Annotated in this window: 14 protein-coding genes; 6 read left to right on the plus strand and 8 right to left on the minus strand. The window is 31.6% G+C overall.

Annotated features, from left to right (window positions below; genetic code table 11):
- Window positions 1-41: 41 nt before the first annotated feature.
- The 5 genes from CIGNP85_RS03670 to CIGNP85_RS03690 are packed head-to-tail and all read right to left on the minus strand — an operon-like array spanning window position 42 to window position 4,914.
- A complete protein-coding gene (locus CIGNP85_RS03670) occupies window positions 42-569 on the minus strand; it encodes a MotE family protein (RefSeq protein ID WP_086227314.1) in 528 nt (175 codons plus the stop codon).
- Window positions 566-994, minus strand: coding sequence for a flagellar FliJ family protein (locus CIGNP85_RS03675; RefSeq protein WP_086227315.1), 429 nt, complete (start codon window positions 992-994; stop codon window positions 566-568). The genes CIGNP85_RS03670 and CIGNP85_RS03675 overlap by 4 nt, the downstream gene beginning before the upstream one ends.
- Window positions 991-2,241, minus strand: coding sequence for an adenylosuccinate synthase (locus tag CIGNP85_RS03680; RefSeq protein WP_086287043.1), 1,251 nt, complete (start codon window positions 2,239-2,241; stop codon window positions 991-993). Before CIGNP85_RS03680 ends, CIGNP85_RS03675 begins: the two co-directional genes overlap by 4 nt.
- 9 nt (window positions 2,242-2,250) lie before the next feature.
- Window positions 2,251-3,099, minus strand: coding sequence for an ATP phosphoribosyltransferase regulatory subunit (locus CIGNP85_RS03685; protein WP_434780852.1), 849 nt, complete (start codon window positions 3,097-3,099; stop codon window positions 2,251-2,253).
- Window positions 3,100-3,114: 15 nt separating this feature from the next.
- Window positions 3,115-4,914: a PAS domain-containing protein gene (locus CIGNP85_RS03690; protein WP_180383729.1), complete on the minus strand. Its 1,800-nt coding sequence runs from the start codon at window positions 4,912-4,914 to the stop codon at window positions 3,115-3,117.
- Between the two features lie 136 nt (window positions 4,915-5,050).
- Between CIGNP85_RS03690 and CIGNP85_RS03695 the strand changes: the two genes are divergently transcribed.
- The gene (locus CIGNP85_RS03695) at window positions 5,051-5,626 is read left to right on the plus strand and encodes a BON domain-containing protein (protein WP_086228770.1); all 576 of its coding nucleotides are present in this window, start codon (window positions 5,051-5,053) and stop codon (window positions 5,624-5,626) included.
- Window positions 5,627-5,793: 167 nt separating this feature from the next.
- A complete protein-coding gene (locus CIGNP85_RS03700) occupies window positions 5,794-6,276 on the plus strand; it encodes a DUF4405 domain-containing protein (protein WP_086239140.1) in 483 nt (160 codons plus the stop codon).
- Window positions 6,277-6,297: 21 nt separating this feature from the next.
- Here CIGNP85_RS03700 and CIGNP85_RS03705 read toward each other — a convergent pair whose 3' ends face one another.
- From CIGNP85_RS03705 to CIGNP85_RS03715, 3 genes are read right to left on the minus strand one after another with little or no spacing between them, the layout of a single operon-like run.
- Window positions 6,298-8,712 (minus strand): efflux RND transporter permease subunit, encoded by a 2,415-nt coding sequence (locus tag CIGNP85_RS03705; RefSeq protein WP_086287045.1) that lies wholly within the window; start codon window positions 8,710-8,712, stop codon window positions 6,298-6,300.
- Entirely contained in the window at window positions 8,709-9,302 is a 594-nt protein-coding gene (locus CIGNP85_RS03710; RefSeq protein ID WP_086225488.1) for an MlaC/ttg2D family ABC transporter substrate-binding protein, read from the minus strand. The genes CIGNP85_RS03705 and CIGNP85_RS03710 overlap by 4 nt, the downstream gene beginning before the upstream one ends.
- Before the next feature lie 24 nt (window positions 9,303-9,326).
- The gene (locus CIGNP85_RS03715; protein ID WP_086287047.1) at window positions 9,327-10,043 is read right to left on the minus strand and encodes an MlaA family lipoprotein; all 717 of its coding nucleotides are present in this window, start codon (window positions 10,041-10,043) and stop codon (window positions 9,327-9,329) included.
- Between the two features lie 177 nt (window positions 10,044-10,220).
- Here CIGNP85_RS03715 and CIGNP85_RS03720 point away from each other — a divergent pair, with 177 nt between their 5' ends.
- From CIGNP85_RS03720 to modB, 4 genes are all read left to right on the plus strand, one after another.
- On the plus strand, window positions 10,221-11,009 hold the full coding sequence (locus CIGNP85_RS03720) for a TOBE domain-containing protein (RefSeq protein WP_086287049.1): 789 nt from the start codon (window positions 10,221-10,223) through the stop codon (window positions 11,007-11,009).
- A 144-nt stretch (window positions 11,010-11,153) separates the two neighbouring features.
- Window positions 11,154-11,885, plus strand: coding sequence for a molybdate ABC transporter substrate-binding protein (gene modA, locus CIGNP85_RS03725; RefSeq protein WP_086287052.1), 732 nt, complete (start codon window positions 11,154-11,156; stop codon window positions 11,883-11,885).
- 8 nt (window positions 11,886-11,893) lie between these two features.
- Window positions 11,894-12,718 carry a sulfate/molybdate ABC transporter ATP-binding protein gene (locus CIGNP85_RS03730; protein WP_086240850.1) on the plus strand — a complete coding sequence of 275 codons (825 nt, stop codon included), beginning with the start codon at window positions 11,894-11,896 and terminating at the stop codon, window positions 12,716-12,718.
- Complete coding sequence (gene modB / locus CIGNP85_RS03735) at window positions 12,715-13,380, plus strand: molybdate ABC transporter permease subunit (RefSeq protein ID WP_086287054.1); 666 nt, start codon at window positions 12,715-12,717, stop codon at window positions 13,378-13,380. The genes CIGNP85_RS03730 and modB overlap by 4 nt, the downstream gene beginning before the upstream one ends.
- Window positions 13,381-13,412: the final 32 nt, after the last annotated feature.

Consider the following 13,412-nt stretch of genomic DNA (forward strand, 5'->3'; position numbering starts at 1 on the left):
AAATATATAAAATCAGCTAAAAATAGCAAGATAAATTAAATTTATTTAGTTGAATTTAAATCCTTAAAAAGCTCATCATTTTTCAAAATTTGCGTAAGTTCAGCTGCTATTTGCGGATCCATCTTAGCAAATATTGTCGATATCTTCTTTGGATCTAGCGCATGCAAAACCTTTGCTGCCTCATCACGTGGAAGCTGAGCAATTATGGTGGCTGCAGCTCCGTCTTTCATCTTAGCATAAACGGCTAAAATCTTATCATTTGTAATGCTCTTGATCTCAGATAAAATTTTCTCATTTTTATCAAGCATTTTTTTAATATTTTCTTCTTTTTGAGAAATCTGCGCTAAGGTTTTATTTAGATCTCTTTCTTTAGCTAAAATCTGTTCTTCACGTTGATTAAATAGCGTATTTGTTGCAGCTCTATAAGCCTCTAGCTCTTGGCGCGAGCTATCTATTAATTCTAAATTTTTAGCAATCTTTGCCTCTCTATCGGCTAAAATCTCATCATTATTCTCACTTGTAGCATACAACAAACTAGCCAAAAATATAATAAAATATATAAATTTCAATACCTATCCTTATTTAAAAATGAGTGCCTCATAGTTCCCATATCATCTAGATTTTTAGCCTCTTTTTTTCTAAGATTTTTTAACTCTTTTTGAGTCTCTTCTTTCTCCATATATTTAAATTTTTCAAGTTCAATATAGGCCTTTTTATACTGAAATTCAAAATGCACAATCTCTTTTTGAGTAAGCAAAATCTTCTCTTTAATCTTATCTTTTTGCATTCTTAAAAGCTTTTGCTGCTCGATTGTGGCTTGAATTTTCATTGATGAGCCTCTTTTGGGAAATTTGCCCATATTAAGCTCGGCATTGATTGCATCTATAGAGCGAGTAAGCTCACGAAATGTAGCCTTGGCTCGTGCTAGGCTCATTTCAAGCTTATTTAACTCCTCTTCTTTGACTTTGACTATTTGGGTAAATTGATTACTCATCTTAGTATTGTATCACTCCTTTCAGGACTTGTTGAGATGATACTGACTCTAACTCCAGTTAACTCCTCAATACGATTAATATATCTCTTAGCATTTAGTGGCAAGTCATCATAATGCTTAATTCCACTAATGCTATCCCAACCCTCAAGCTCTTCATAAATAGGCGTAACCTCATCTAAATTTGCAGGCATATAATCAATTATCTCTCCTTGATATTCATAAGCTTTACAAATTTTAATGGTTTTAAATCCATCTAGCACATCAAGCTTCATTAGTGCATAGCTATCAACGCCATTTAGCATTGAGGCATATCTAACAGCTACAGCATCTAACCATCCACATCTGCGTCTTCTACCGGTAGTTGTGCCGTACTCTTTACCCACTTCGCACATAGTTTGTCCATCTACGCCGTGATCTTCTGTTGGGAATGCTCCATTGCCAACTCTAGTTGTATAAGCTTTTAAAATTCCAATCACATCGCCAATACTTTTTGGACTAAGTCCAAGCCCAGTACAAGCTCCAGCTGCAATAGTATTTGAGCTAGTTACATATGGATATGTTCCGTGATCGATATCTAGAAGCGTTCCTTGAGCGCCTTCAAGGAGAATTTTTTTATTCTCACTCATTGCTCTCCATAAAATTTGAGTAGTATCAGCAATATAAGGCGCTAAAGCCTCTTTAAAACCTTTAAGTTCTTGATAGATCTCATCTTTGCTAGGAATTTGCACACCAAGAGCATCTAAATAAACCCTGTTAGTTTCAAAATCATTCATTAAATTTGTACTTAATAGCTCAGGATTTAAAAGCTCGCCAACCCTATGCCCTGTGCGACTAATCTTATCAGCATATGCTGGGCCAATACCTTTACCAGTTGTACCTATAGCCTTATCGCCTTTTAATCTCTCTTTGGCTTGGTCAATTAGCGAGTGGTAGGCTAAATTTAAATGAGCTCTATCACTAATGTAAAATCTTCCTTCTAGATTCTTAAATTGTGACATTTCTTTGATTAAAACATCAGGATTTACCACTACTCCATTGCCAATTATATTTATAATATTTGGGTGTAAAATACCACTTGGAACTAAATGAAGCGCATATTTTACGCCATCTACCCATATAGTATGACCAGCATTATGTCCGCCACCACTTCTACATACTAAATCATAATTTTGCGAGAGCATATCTACGATTTTACCTTTACCTTCATCACCCCACTGAATTCCAACAATTAAATCTGCTTTTGTCATATCAATCCTTTATTTACTTCTTAAATTCTCTATCACAGCATCGCTAAATATAGCAAACCCAGCTGAGATGTTTCCATCAATTTCATAGCTTCCACCACTACTTAAAATGCTATTATCGCATAAAAACCTAAAAAATAGCTTATCATAATATCTCATTTTAGAATAATATAGCGGTGCATATATTCGTTTATCATAGTTACTAGCTAATCCTTTTATCGAGTTTAATGGCTCTTTTAGCTCACTTGGCGCAATGGCAATAACCGCATCTATATCAGCATCGCTTTTTATATTTGCTAGGCGGTTTAACCATGGTAAATTTAGTCCCAAAATTACTTCTAATCTACCATTTTCAAATACGCTAATTGGTAAATTTAGTAGCTGGCAAATAATTTTTGGAATTTGAATATTGCTAATTTGCAAATGCGCACTAATACCAAATTCTCTAAAAATCTCACTAACTATATCTATGCACGGCATAATACTGCTATCGCCTAAAATCTCAGCACCGATTTGATAAATTTCACTAGTTGGATGTTTAAATACCGGCTGAATGTAAAACCACCTTTTAGTATCACTATCTTTTAATCTTTTTGTAGTAATCCTAACTACATCTATTGTGCTATCGCTACGAAGAGCAATCTCTAAATTTTGCTTATCACCAAAACGAATTAAATTCTCAGGCTTTACGCTTTGACGCTGATGATGGCTAAAATATGGAGTGATAATCTCACTAAATTCATTCTTTTCTAAAATTTCAGCTGCTTTAGCTTCAATCTCTCTTTTAAGCTTAGCGCTAGCGCCAAAATATAGCTTTGACCCATCTGGGATATCGTGTTCATAGATCTTTTGTGTATCCAAATTCAAATTCTCTCCTTACTCCATTATTTTATAAAATTGTGCCACATATCGCTGAATTATCTCATGTTCATCTTTAATAGCTGTGATTACTAGATGCTCTTGATAAATTTCACCGGAACGATTTTTATTATAGATTCTTCCACTCCAACTACCAAAATGCTTAATATCAGACCACATTTTAGCATAAAATACATTATCATGTTTACCTGAATGCAGGATTTGCGGTTTTTTACCAATAACTTCTTTTTTGCTATATCCAGTAATTTTTGTAAAGCTTTCATTGACATCTAATATATTTCCAGTTGCATCACAAATTAATATTCCATTAATAGAACTAAGCATAATCGCCTTAGATATAGCGTTTTGAACTACAAAATTATGATGATCACTAATATCTGTAGCAGTACCAATAATCTCATCAGAGTCATTTAGTGTATCTAGGGCTTTGGCTTTAATTCGAACATAAATTCGACTTCCATCTTTTTTAATTAGCCTTATATCACACTCAATTAACCGTGAACTGCCATCTATATACCTATCTAACTCATCAATTAAAATATCAATATCATCTCTATAAACAATTTTATATATATCCTCAATAGAACTAACTCCCATATCAATACTATTTTTATATCCTAAAAACTCAACAAAATCAATACTAAATTTAAAAATACCACTTTGAGCGAAATACTCAAAGCCTAACAAATTACTGCTTAAAATTCTACTTTCATAGCGTTTTAATTTACTAGATAAAATCTCTTTTAAAATCTCTTGTTCAGTGCTATCAACTAAAAACATAGTAACTTCTGTTTTGTTATCTTTATTTTTCATACTTGAAACAAAAAGTCTAAACCACCCATACTCGCCACTATTTAACCTAAATCTATAAGCTCTATCAAGCTCTTTTTTCATATCATATATGCTATTTTCTAATTTTATCTTTCTTTCTAACTCCAAGCTTAATGGAGTGATATCATCACTATGACATAAAGTTTTTATATCAATTTGTTTAACATCATTTGGAATTAATAAATTTGCATTTGAACTAAGCTGAGTGCTCATCCAGCTCTCATCATAGATAAATTTAATAACAATTGCAGGATTATGCTCAATCATTCCAATCTCACTATTTAGACTCTCTATTTTTTCTTGTGCTTTTGAAGCATCTAAAATAATCATAAAATATGAATCATTAAAATATAAGCTTACTGGAGTGCTAATCACCTCAACAAATTTAATCTCACCACTAGCTAATTTATGCTTATGATAGTTAGTTTTTGCTCCATCATTTACACGAATATCAAATATACTCATTGTTAATAGCTCGCCCTTAGAGTAGCCATAAAATTCCACCGCACAACGGCTAGCATCCATTATAGAGCCATCTTTAGCATCGATAAATAAAATCTTTATATCACTTCTATCAAATAATAAACTATAATATTCCATATAGTATTTTAGGCTATTTTGTGAGCATACCCACGATGTAAATAAATCATAAATATTTTTATTTATATGATAAAAATCAAAATTTGAAACTGGATCGATAATCTCTTTGCGAGCCAGCTTATCAATAAACATTTTAGTATTAGCAATTGGTATAATAAGATTATTTTTAATAAATAAAAATATCTCCAAAAGTAGTACTAAAAGCATAATCGCAAGCGTTGAAAAGCCTAAATATACGACATTGCTTATATTATCATTAGTAAATATAAAATGCAAGCTAAAACCACTCATAGCAAGAAATATCGCTAAAATAATTATAGCTCTTCTCAATAGTCCAGAAGCAAGAAAAACTTTGCCGTATCGCATATACCTAACCTTTGGCATCACTAAATTTACATAATGCAAGACTAAATTTTATCGAAATTTTAATAAATTCAAGCTAAATATATATTTTTAAAAGTTTTTAAGAGATATTTTGTTGAAATTTAGATAAAATTATCCAATGAAATTTATATTTTATATGATTTTTGCTAGCATTATTCTAAGTGGCTGCACTTTTAAATCGCCACTATTTAATTTAACTTCAATATATGATGCTTATACTATCAATAAAGATGAACGAGGAATCTACACAATAATAAAAGATAATGTAATACAAAAAAAACTTCAAGCAAAAATCCTAGCTAGTGCAAATTTAAGCAATTTTCATCTAGATATAGTCTCTCAATGGGGCGAAGTATTGCTAATTGGAGAGGTTGCTACAATGGATGATAAAATAGAACTGATCAATTTAGCTCGTGATACAATGGGTATAAATCATATTAAAACATATATAAATTTCAAAACGCCAAACGCATGTCACTTCTTTGATGAATTAGCATTGCTAACTAAAATTAAAACTGATCTAATAGCTGATCCGCTCATTGATAGCACAAATATCAACATTCATATCGTACAGTGTGATGTAGTTTTTAGCGGTGCGGTCAATAGCATTGAACAAGAAAAACGAGCCTTGTGGTACGCCTTGCATACTGACGGAGTTAGTAAAGCGTACTCATTTTTACATGTTTTAAGATAAATTCACTCCTTTGTTATTATAAAATACGACAATAATAACTCTAAATTTATCTAATAAAATTGCTATAACAAATATATCTTTTTGTAAAATAACTTTATTTTGTTAATTCACATATTTTTAACATATTCTTGAAATAATTTTGCCAAATTTAACTCAAAGGATAGATAATGAAAGTCTCCAAACCAATAGCTACTACAGCGACTATCGCTACATTTGCCATTGTTGGTGTTACTGGTGTTTTTATGTTTTTTGATCTTAAAAACTATGGTATCAAGATAGCCCACGAATATATCGGCATAGTAATGGTACTTGCATGTGTGCTTCATATATTTGCTAATCTTGCGCCATTTAAGAAATATTTTACTGGCAAAAAACTTGGCTTTATAAGTGCTACCATAATAGCTGCTATAATATTTGTGGTTTTTGCTTCAAATTCAAACAAGTCAAAACTACCACAAAAAGAGCTATACTCTAGCTTTATGAGTGCAAATTTAAGTAGTGCGATGATGGCTTTAAATAGTGATAAAACTGCGGTTAAAAAATACTTAAATAGTAAAAATATTGAATTTGAAGATACCAGCATTAAAGAGTTTATCTCTAAAAATAATTTAAATGAAGTTGAATTTATAAATACTCTTTTAAATCGCTAAATTATAGAGCCATCTTAGGCTCTATAATTGCTTTTTATAAAATGAAGAGATCATCGCAGGAAGCAAAATTAACGCCCCAAGAAGCATCATAAGCATAACCAAATCAGTTAAAACCCCAAAATATATAGTCGGCCAAAAATTACTAAGACTCATCACGCTAAAGCCTAAAAATATTGCAAAAGAGGTATAATACATAGCATAACCAATACTTGCGTGTGAACGCTTTACTGCACTAGAGATAGTATGCGTACGATTTTCATTTTTAAATCTATGAATATAATGAATTATATCATCAACCCCAATTCCAAGACTAATAGCAGCAATTGTAATACTCATAATATCAAGCTGGATTCCTGCAATCCCCATTATGCCAAATACAGCACACAAAGGAACAAGATTTGCAATAATTCCAATTAGTGATAGCTTAATACTTCTAAAAATTACTACAAAAACCAAAAATAGTGCCAAAACTACAAATATAAATGTATCAGCCTGTGAACTAAAGAGAGCTTGAAGCATATTATTATATAATACCATTACGCCAGCTACTTGAATCTCTACTGGTTCATCTTTTAATAGTTTTTGCAAATCAGCCTTGAGTGATTTGACAAACTCATCACGGCGTAAATTTGGATCACTATCGATAGTTCTAATACTAAATCTTGCCTCATTATTTTCTATATTTATATATGGTGTTAAGATTAGCTGCTTATACTCATTAGGTAAATTTGTATAGATTAGCGAAAGTGCAAGCGGATCAAGCTCCTTACCATTATTTATACTTTTTCCTACTTCAAGTAAAGTAGCAAGCGAGCTAACATTTCCAACAAACTCACGCTCAGCAATAAATTTATTAACTCTTTTAATAATATCAAGCCTATAAGTATTAAACCAGTATTGCTCCTCTTGACTACCGCCAAATTCATCTTCAAATTCGCCTAGTTCATCATCACTATTTTGCTCAATTGGTTTAAATTTAATAATCACATCCAAAGGAATCGTTCCACCTAGCTCTTGATCGATCACCTTCATACCTTGGTAAATTTCAGTATTTGATTTAAAGTATCCTATAAAACTATTTTCAACCCTAAGCTGACTAATACCATAAATACCAATAACTACTATAAACAAACTAATTATATATATTATTTTTGGTTGATTTATGGCAAATTTAGCACACCACTGTGTGAATTTAAAGTGATTTTCAAAGCTCATTTTGGGCTCTTTTTTCTTAAGCATCATAAGCAAACTACCAAAAATAAAAAACGCCACCAAAAGCGATATAGAGATACTCACACTCATCATCGCCCCAAGCATAATAATTGGTTTAATATCGCTTAGACAAAGTGATAAAAATCCAATTACTGTAGTAAAAATTGCAAAAAAGCAAGGTGTAAATTTAGAACGCAAAGTAAGATAAACTAACTGCGCATTTGTATAAATTTTATGTTTTAAATATAGCTCACGATATGCTACGATTAAGTGAATTACCACTGAAATTGTAATGATTAGCTGAAGGGCTATATAATTAGAGCTAATTACTGTAATCTCATAACCTAAAAGCCCAAATAGTCCACTTGCTAAAATTACACTTAAAAAACAGACAATCACTGGTAAAACTACAAATCTAACTTGTCTAAAAAATAACCATAAACAAAACCCAAGAAGCACTAAAACACTACTTCCATAAACTGCTAAGTCATTTTTAACAAAGCTTATCATATCATCAGCAATCATACTAATGCCGCCTAAAAATAGCCGCTCATCTCCCTTATAGCGCTCTATAATCTCCCTAATTTTAGTAATATTTTCATGTTCAACAATCCTTTGAGCGTCTCTATATTTTTTAAATTCAATTTCTAAATTTGCTAATTTTTGGCCAAACTCTTTTAGATTTGCTCTTTGTTCTAAAAATCTGGCATAAGTCTCATCATCTTTTAAATTTACTACAATAGCTGTGGTTTTAAAATCACTACTAACTAATGAGTTTTTATATAATAAGCTATTCATTAACTCATCTTTGGCTCTGGCCATATCGATGCCAGTTTTACTTAAATTTGGCACATCCTCTATTAATTCACTAATGCTTAAATTGGGATTATTAGTTAAAAGTGGGGCTTTTAAGATTGAAAAAACTGAATCGACACTTTTTAAATTCTCAAGCTCTCTTGAGATTGCTGCGATTTTATCTAGACTATTTTGGTTTAAAAGTCCTAAATTTGGTGTATAAGCAATAACTAAAAAATTCTTACTATCATAGCGTTTAGTAATATCACGCCAAATAGCTAAATCCTTATCATTTTCAAGTAATAAAGTCTGAGTAGAAGCATCAATCTCAAGCTTATAAGAAAAGACTCCAATTCCAAGGCAAATAAGCAAACTAAACGCTAAAACAGCCTTAGGAAATGCGACAATTAGCTTAAATATTTTTTTCATTTAACAGTGGCATTATGATCAGCTGTTGCATTTTGAAGACGCTTTATAATCTCATCAAAGCCTGCATTTTTACTTAAATCATTAAACTGACTTCTATAGCTTTGAACTAAACTCACGCCTAAAATATCAATATCATAGATTAGATAATCACTCTTATTTGCTGGGTGAAATTTAAAAATTAATGGATAATTTTCGCTTTTATTTTTTATTACAGCATAGACATTGTATCGATTTTTGTTTCCCATTTCGCCTTTTACAAACTCAATCTCTTGATCACTATAATATCCAAGCTTTTGCGTAAAAGATGCCTTTAAATTTGCTACAAATTGTTTTTCAAACTCATCTTGCTGTGTAGGATTTAACATACTATATTGCTTAGAAAGAGAGAGTCTAGCCATCAGTGAGTAGTCAAAATATCCATCAAAAAGCTTAAAAAGCTCTAAAGGCTTTTGCTCTTTTACTATAGATTTATCATTCATTATCTCTATTGCTTTTTTAAAATCACTCTTTAGCGTATCATCAATTTTTTTAAACTCAATTCCAAAAGTTACACCACAAATTAAAAATAATAAAAATAAAACTTTTTTCACATTGCCATCCTAATTTTTTTAATTCTACTCTTGAATCAATGCATTTCTACGTTGTTCATAGCCATCTTTTATAAATGTATATAAGTCGATTGCACCACTAGTAAGCTTATTATATAGTTCTGGATCTTTAGAACCATCGTTAATTAGCTGCCATGATTTAACAGCTAAATTTAGATGAAAATATTTATGACCATCATCAGTAAATATCTCATTGGTATAACTCAATGGATTAATGAAAAAGTCCCCACTCATACCTATTAAATCACGCAAATTTGTCTGTCCTAAAACTGGCAATACTATAGGAAAACCACTACCAATTCCCCAATATCCAAGTGTTTGACCAAAATCCTCATCGTGTCTTTTAAGCCCATAAACATTAGTTGCTACATCGCTAATCCCGCCAAAACCAATTATAGTATTAGCAATAAATCTTAGCGTCTCCTCTCCTGCTGCTGCAAATTTAAATTGTAAAAGATTATTAACTAAACGAATTGGATATATAATATTATCAAAAAAATTGCTTATAGCATCTTGAGCAGAATCTGGCATTATATAATCATAGCCTTTAAATGTTGGTATCAAGATATTTTGATATACAACATGATTAAACTCGGTCATAACCCTATTATATCCACTAAGCGGATCAAAACTGCTAGTAGCATACTCATCTTCAAATGAATCAATATCATCAGCAAAACAGCTAATTAAAAATATAAAACTAGCCAAAAAAATCCTAGCCATAATATTACCTCATAAATTAAAAAGACAATATTATATCAGTTCAAACTTAAGTTAGTATGAATTATAAAATTTACTATATTTAGTATATTTTATTTTTATTGTTTTCAAATATAAACCCAATTTTAATAATAAAATATTATAATACGCTAAAGAAAAATAAATTTAAAAGAGGTTTTTATGAAAGCTAGGATAAATCTTGAGCTATTTTTAGATGATGAAGTAGCCCTTTTACCAAAGCATATCAAACTTCTAAAGGCTCTAGATGAGACCAAAAGCATCACTAGAGCAGCAAATGCAGTTAATATCTCGTATAAAAATGCTTGGGATTGCCTAGATCTACTTAACTCCAAAGCTAAAGAGCCATTAATTGCTAGGGTAAATGGCAAGAGAAAAAATAGTGGTAGCGAGCTTAGTGCATATGCAAAAGATATTATAGATGTGTATGAGGCGATTTTAAAAATTCAAAATAATTTATTAGATGAAATCTGTAGCAATCCAGATATTCATGCCATAAATAATCTAAAAAGGAACAATATGAAGTTAAGCGCTAAAAATCAACTTCAAGCTACAATCACAGATATAAATATCGGCGCAGTAAATGCGCAAATCACAGCTAAATTGAGCGATGGAACATTGCTAAAATCCATAATCACAATAGATAGCCAAAAAGAGTTAAACTTAGAAGTTGGCAAAGAGGTTTTATTTATCTTTAAAGCATCAAGCGTAATTTTAGCTAAAAGCGATGATAATGAGCTTAAAATTTCTGCATCAAATAAGCTAAAAGGCAAAGTAACTAAAGCTACAATAGGTGCAGTAAATGCCAAAATCGCCGTAAATATAGGCAATAATCAGACAATACACGCTATCATCACTAACGAATCAGCCCAAGATATGAGAATCAATGTCGGTGATGAAGTTGAGCTATTTATCAAAGCTAGTCAAATTATCATAGCGACACAGGCTTAGTTTATTACTTGCTTGGTATTAGTCAAGCAAGAGTAATTGCTAACTTTTTAAAATATAAATATATAATTTATATTTATAAATATCCATTTATTTACTATTTTTTCATATAATTATAAGTATAAATTTATAATATTAGGAATAAATATGAGATCAATTTTTCTACTTTTAGCCTTGATGGTTTGCTCTTTTGCCTCAACACTCAATGTAGCCGCAGCGGCAAATACAGCCTATGTCTTAGAAGAGATAAAAAGCGAATTTATCAAACTTCACCCAGATGCTAAAATCAACATAACATTAGGCTCAAGCGGTAAATTAGTAGCCCAAATCAAAAATGGTGCCCCTTTTGATCTATTTTTAAGCGCAAATATAGATTTCGCTGATGTATTATATAAAGATGGTTTTGCTCTTAATAAACCTGTTATTTACACTAGCGGAAGCGTGGCTATTTTGAGCGTTAGAGGCTATGAACCAAGCCTAAACTCATTAAAAAACAAAGATATAAAAACAATAATAATAGCCAACCCAAAAACCGCCCCATACGGCGCTGCCACGATAGAAGCATTTAAAAATGCTGGAATTTATGATGAGATTAAAGATAAAATCATTGAAGCAAATAGCATAGGCGATGCTCTAAATCAAACTATAAAAGCTGGTGATATCGGTTTTGTCGCAGCTAGTGCTTTAAAGGCCAAACAGATGCTACAATATACCAATTATGCTATTTTAGATGGCTCACTTCATACTAGTATAGACCAAGCAATGGTAATCCTAAATCATGGTAAAGAAAATAAATTAGCTAAAGATTTTTATGATTACTTGCTTAGCAAGCCGGCTCAAGATATATTTGTTAAATTTGGATATAAAGCGATTAATTAGGCGAATTTATGATCCATTTTCACTGCCAAAAGTCCTTTGATGGATTTAAGCTTGATCTTGAATTTAAGATAAATAATGGCGAATTTGTCGCATTATATGGCAAAAGTGGTAGTGGTAAAAGCACGATATTAAGGCTACTTGCTGGATTTGATAAGCCTGATAGCGGAGTTATTAGCAGTGATGGGGTGATATATTATAACAAAGATATATTTTTGCCCCCACAAAAGCGAAATATCGGATATCTTTTTCAAGATTATGCTCTATTTCCTAATATGAGTGTGATACAAAATCTACTATTTGCCAAAAATGATATTAAATTTGCTACTGAATTACTAGAATTAGCCGAGCTTTTAGAGTTTCAAAACGCCTATCCGCACACACTCTCTGGCGGTCAAAAGCAACGCACGGCCCTAGCAAGGGCTTTGATGAGGCGACCTAAAATCTTGCTTTTAGATGAGCCTTTATCTGCTTTAGATGCGAAATTACGCATTAAACTCCAAGACTACTTAAGCCAAATTCACAAAAAATATAATATGAGTATAATCTTAGTTAGCCACGATAAACACGAAATTTACAGACTAGCTAACCATATTTATGAGATTGACAATGGCAAAATCATCCAAAGTGGCACCCCAAAAGAGCTATTTTTAAGCTCAAATTTGGATCAAAATATCAATCTATTAGCTACAATTTTAGAGATAAATAGCCAAAGCATAACCTGCGAATACGCAAATCAAATTTACAAAATTCCAGCTACAAATATCAATAAATTTAAAATCGGAGATACCATCACTCTAAGCACACAAATATCAAATTTAAAGGTGGATATATGATAGATTGGACGCCACTATTATTATCATTTAAATTAGCTATTATATCTACGATTATACTCTTTATCATATCTATATTTTTCGCTTATATCGTTGCTAGATGTGAGTTTAGATTTAAGCCTGTTTTAGAAAGCGTGATATCCTTGCCACTTGTATTGCCGCCTTCGGTGCTTGGATTTTATATCTTGATACTCTTATCGCCATACTCATTTTTGGGCGAATTTATGGAAAAATATTTTGATATTAGGCTTGTATTTAACTTTACTGGCCTTGTGATTGCTAGCTGTATCTACTCATTGCCTTTTATGTTTTCGCCGATTTTATCAGGGTTTAAATCCCTGCCAAATTCGCTTATAGAAGCTAGTTATAGCCTTGGCAAAGGCAAGCTTACTACCTTGTTTCGTGTCGCTATGCCAAATATCAAGCCATCACTTTTGAGCGCTATTATCATTAGTTTTGCTCACACTTTGGGCGAATTTGGAGTGATTTTGATGATAGGCGGAAGCATAGAAGGCAAGACTAAGGTAGCTAGTATCGCTATTTATGACGCTGTTGAGATATTAGATTATAAACTTGCGCATATATATTCAGCGATTATGCTTATAATTAGCTTTAGTGTTTTGTTTTTAGTCTATTTCATAAACCAAAAAATAGAGAAAAAATAGTATAATACCTAAATTTATTTTAGGGGATTTTG

Origin of the sequence: Campylobacter sp. P0085, assembly GCF_002139495.1 — a bacterium.
In the GTDB taxonomy this organism is placed as follows: domain Bacteria; phylum Campylobacterota; class Campylobacteria; order Campylobacterales; family Campylobacteraceae; genus Campylobacter; species Campylobacter devanensis.

Excerpts from the sequence above, each read along its gene's own strand:
- modB (WP_086287054.1), top strand. The coding sequence starts at position 12,715 with ATGATAGATTGGACGCCACTATTATTATCATTTAAATTAGCTATTATA.
- CIGNP85_RS03675 (WP_086227315.1), bottom strand. The coding sequence starts at position 994 with ATGAGTAATCAATTTACCCAAATAGTCAAAGTCAAAGAAGAGGAGTTA.
- CIGNP85_RS03705 (WP_086287045.1), bottom strand. The coding sequence starts at position 8,712 with ATGAAAAAAATATTTAAGCTAATTGTCGCATTTCCTAAGGCTGTTTTA.
- CIGNP85_RS03700 (WP_086239140.1), top strand. The coding sequence starts at position 5,794 with ATGAAAGTCTCCAAACCAATAGCTACTACAGCGACTATCGCTACATTT.
- CIGNP85_RS03680 (WP_086287043.1), bottom strand. The coding sequence starts at position 2,241 with ATGACAAAAGCAGATTTAATTGTTGGAATTCAGTGGGGTGATGAAGGT.
- modA (WP_086287052.1), top strand. The coding sequence starts at position 11,154 with ATGAGATCAATTTTTCTACTTTTAGCCTTGATGGTTTGCTCTTTTGCC.
- CIGNP85_RS03730 (WP_086240850.1), top strand. The coding sequence starts at position 11,894 with ATGATCCATTTTCACTGCCAAAAGTCCTTTGATGGATTTAAGCTTGAT.
- CIGNP85_RS03690 (WP_180383729.1), bottom strand. The coding sequence starts at position 4,914 with ATGCGATACGGCAAAGTTTTTCTTGCTTCTGGACTATTGAGAAGAGCT.
- CIGNP85_RS03695 (WP_086228770.1), top strand. The coding sequence starts at position 5,051 with ATGAAATTTATATTTTATATGATTTTTGCTAGCATTATTCTAAGTGGC.
- CIGNP85_RS03715 (WP_086287047.1), bottom strand. The coding sequence starts at position 10,043 with ATGGCTAGGATTTTTTTGGCTAGTTTTATATTTTTAATTAGCTGTTTT.
- CIGNP85_RS03720 (WP_086287049.1), top strand. The coding sequence starts at position 10,221 with ATGAAAGCTAGGATAAATCTTGAGCTATTTTTAGATGATGAAGTAGCC.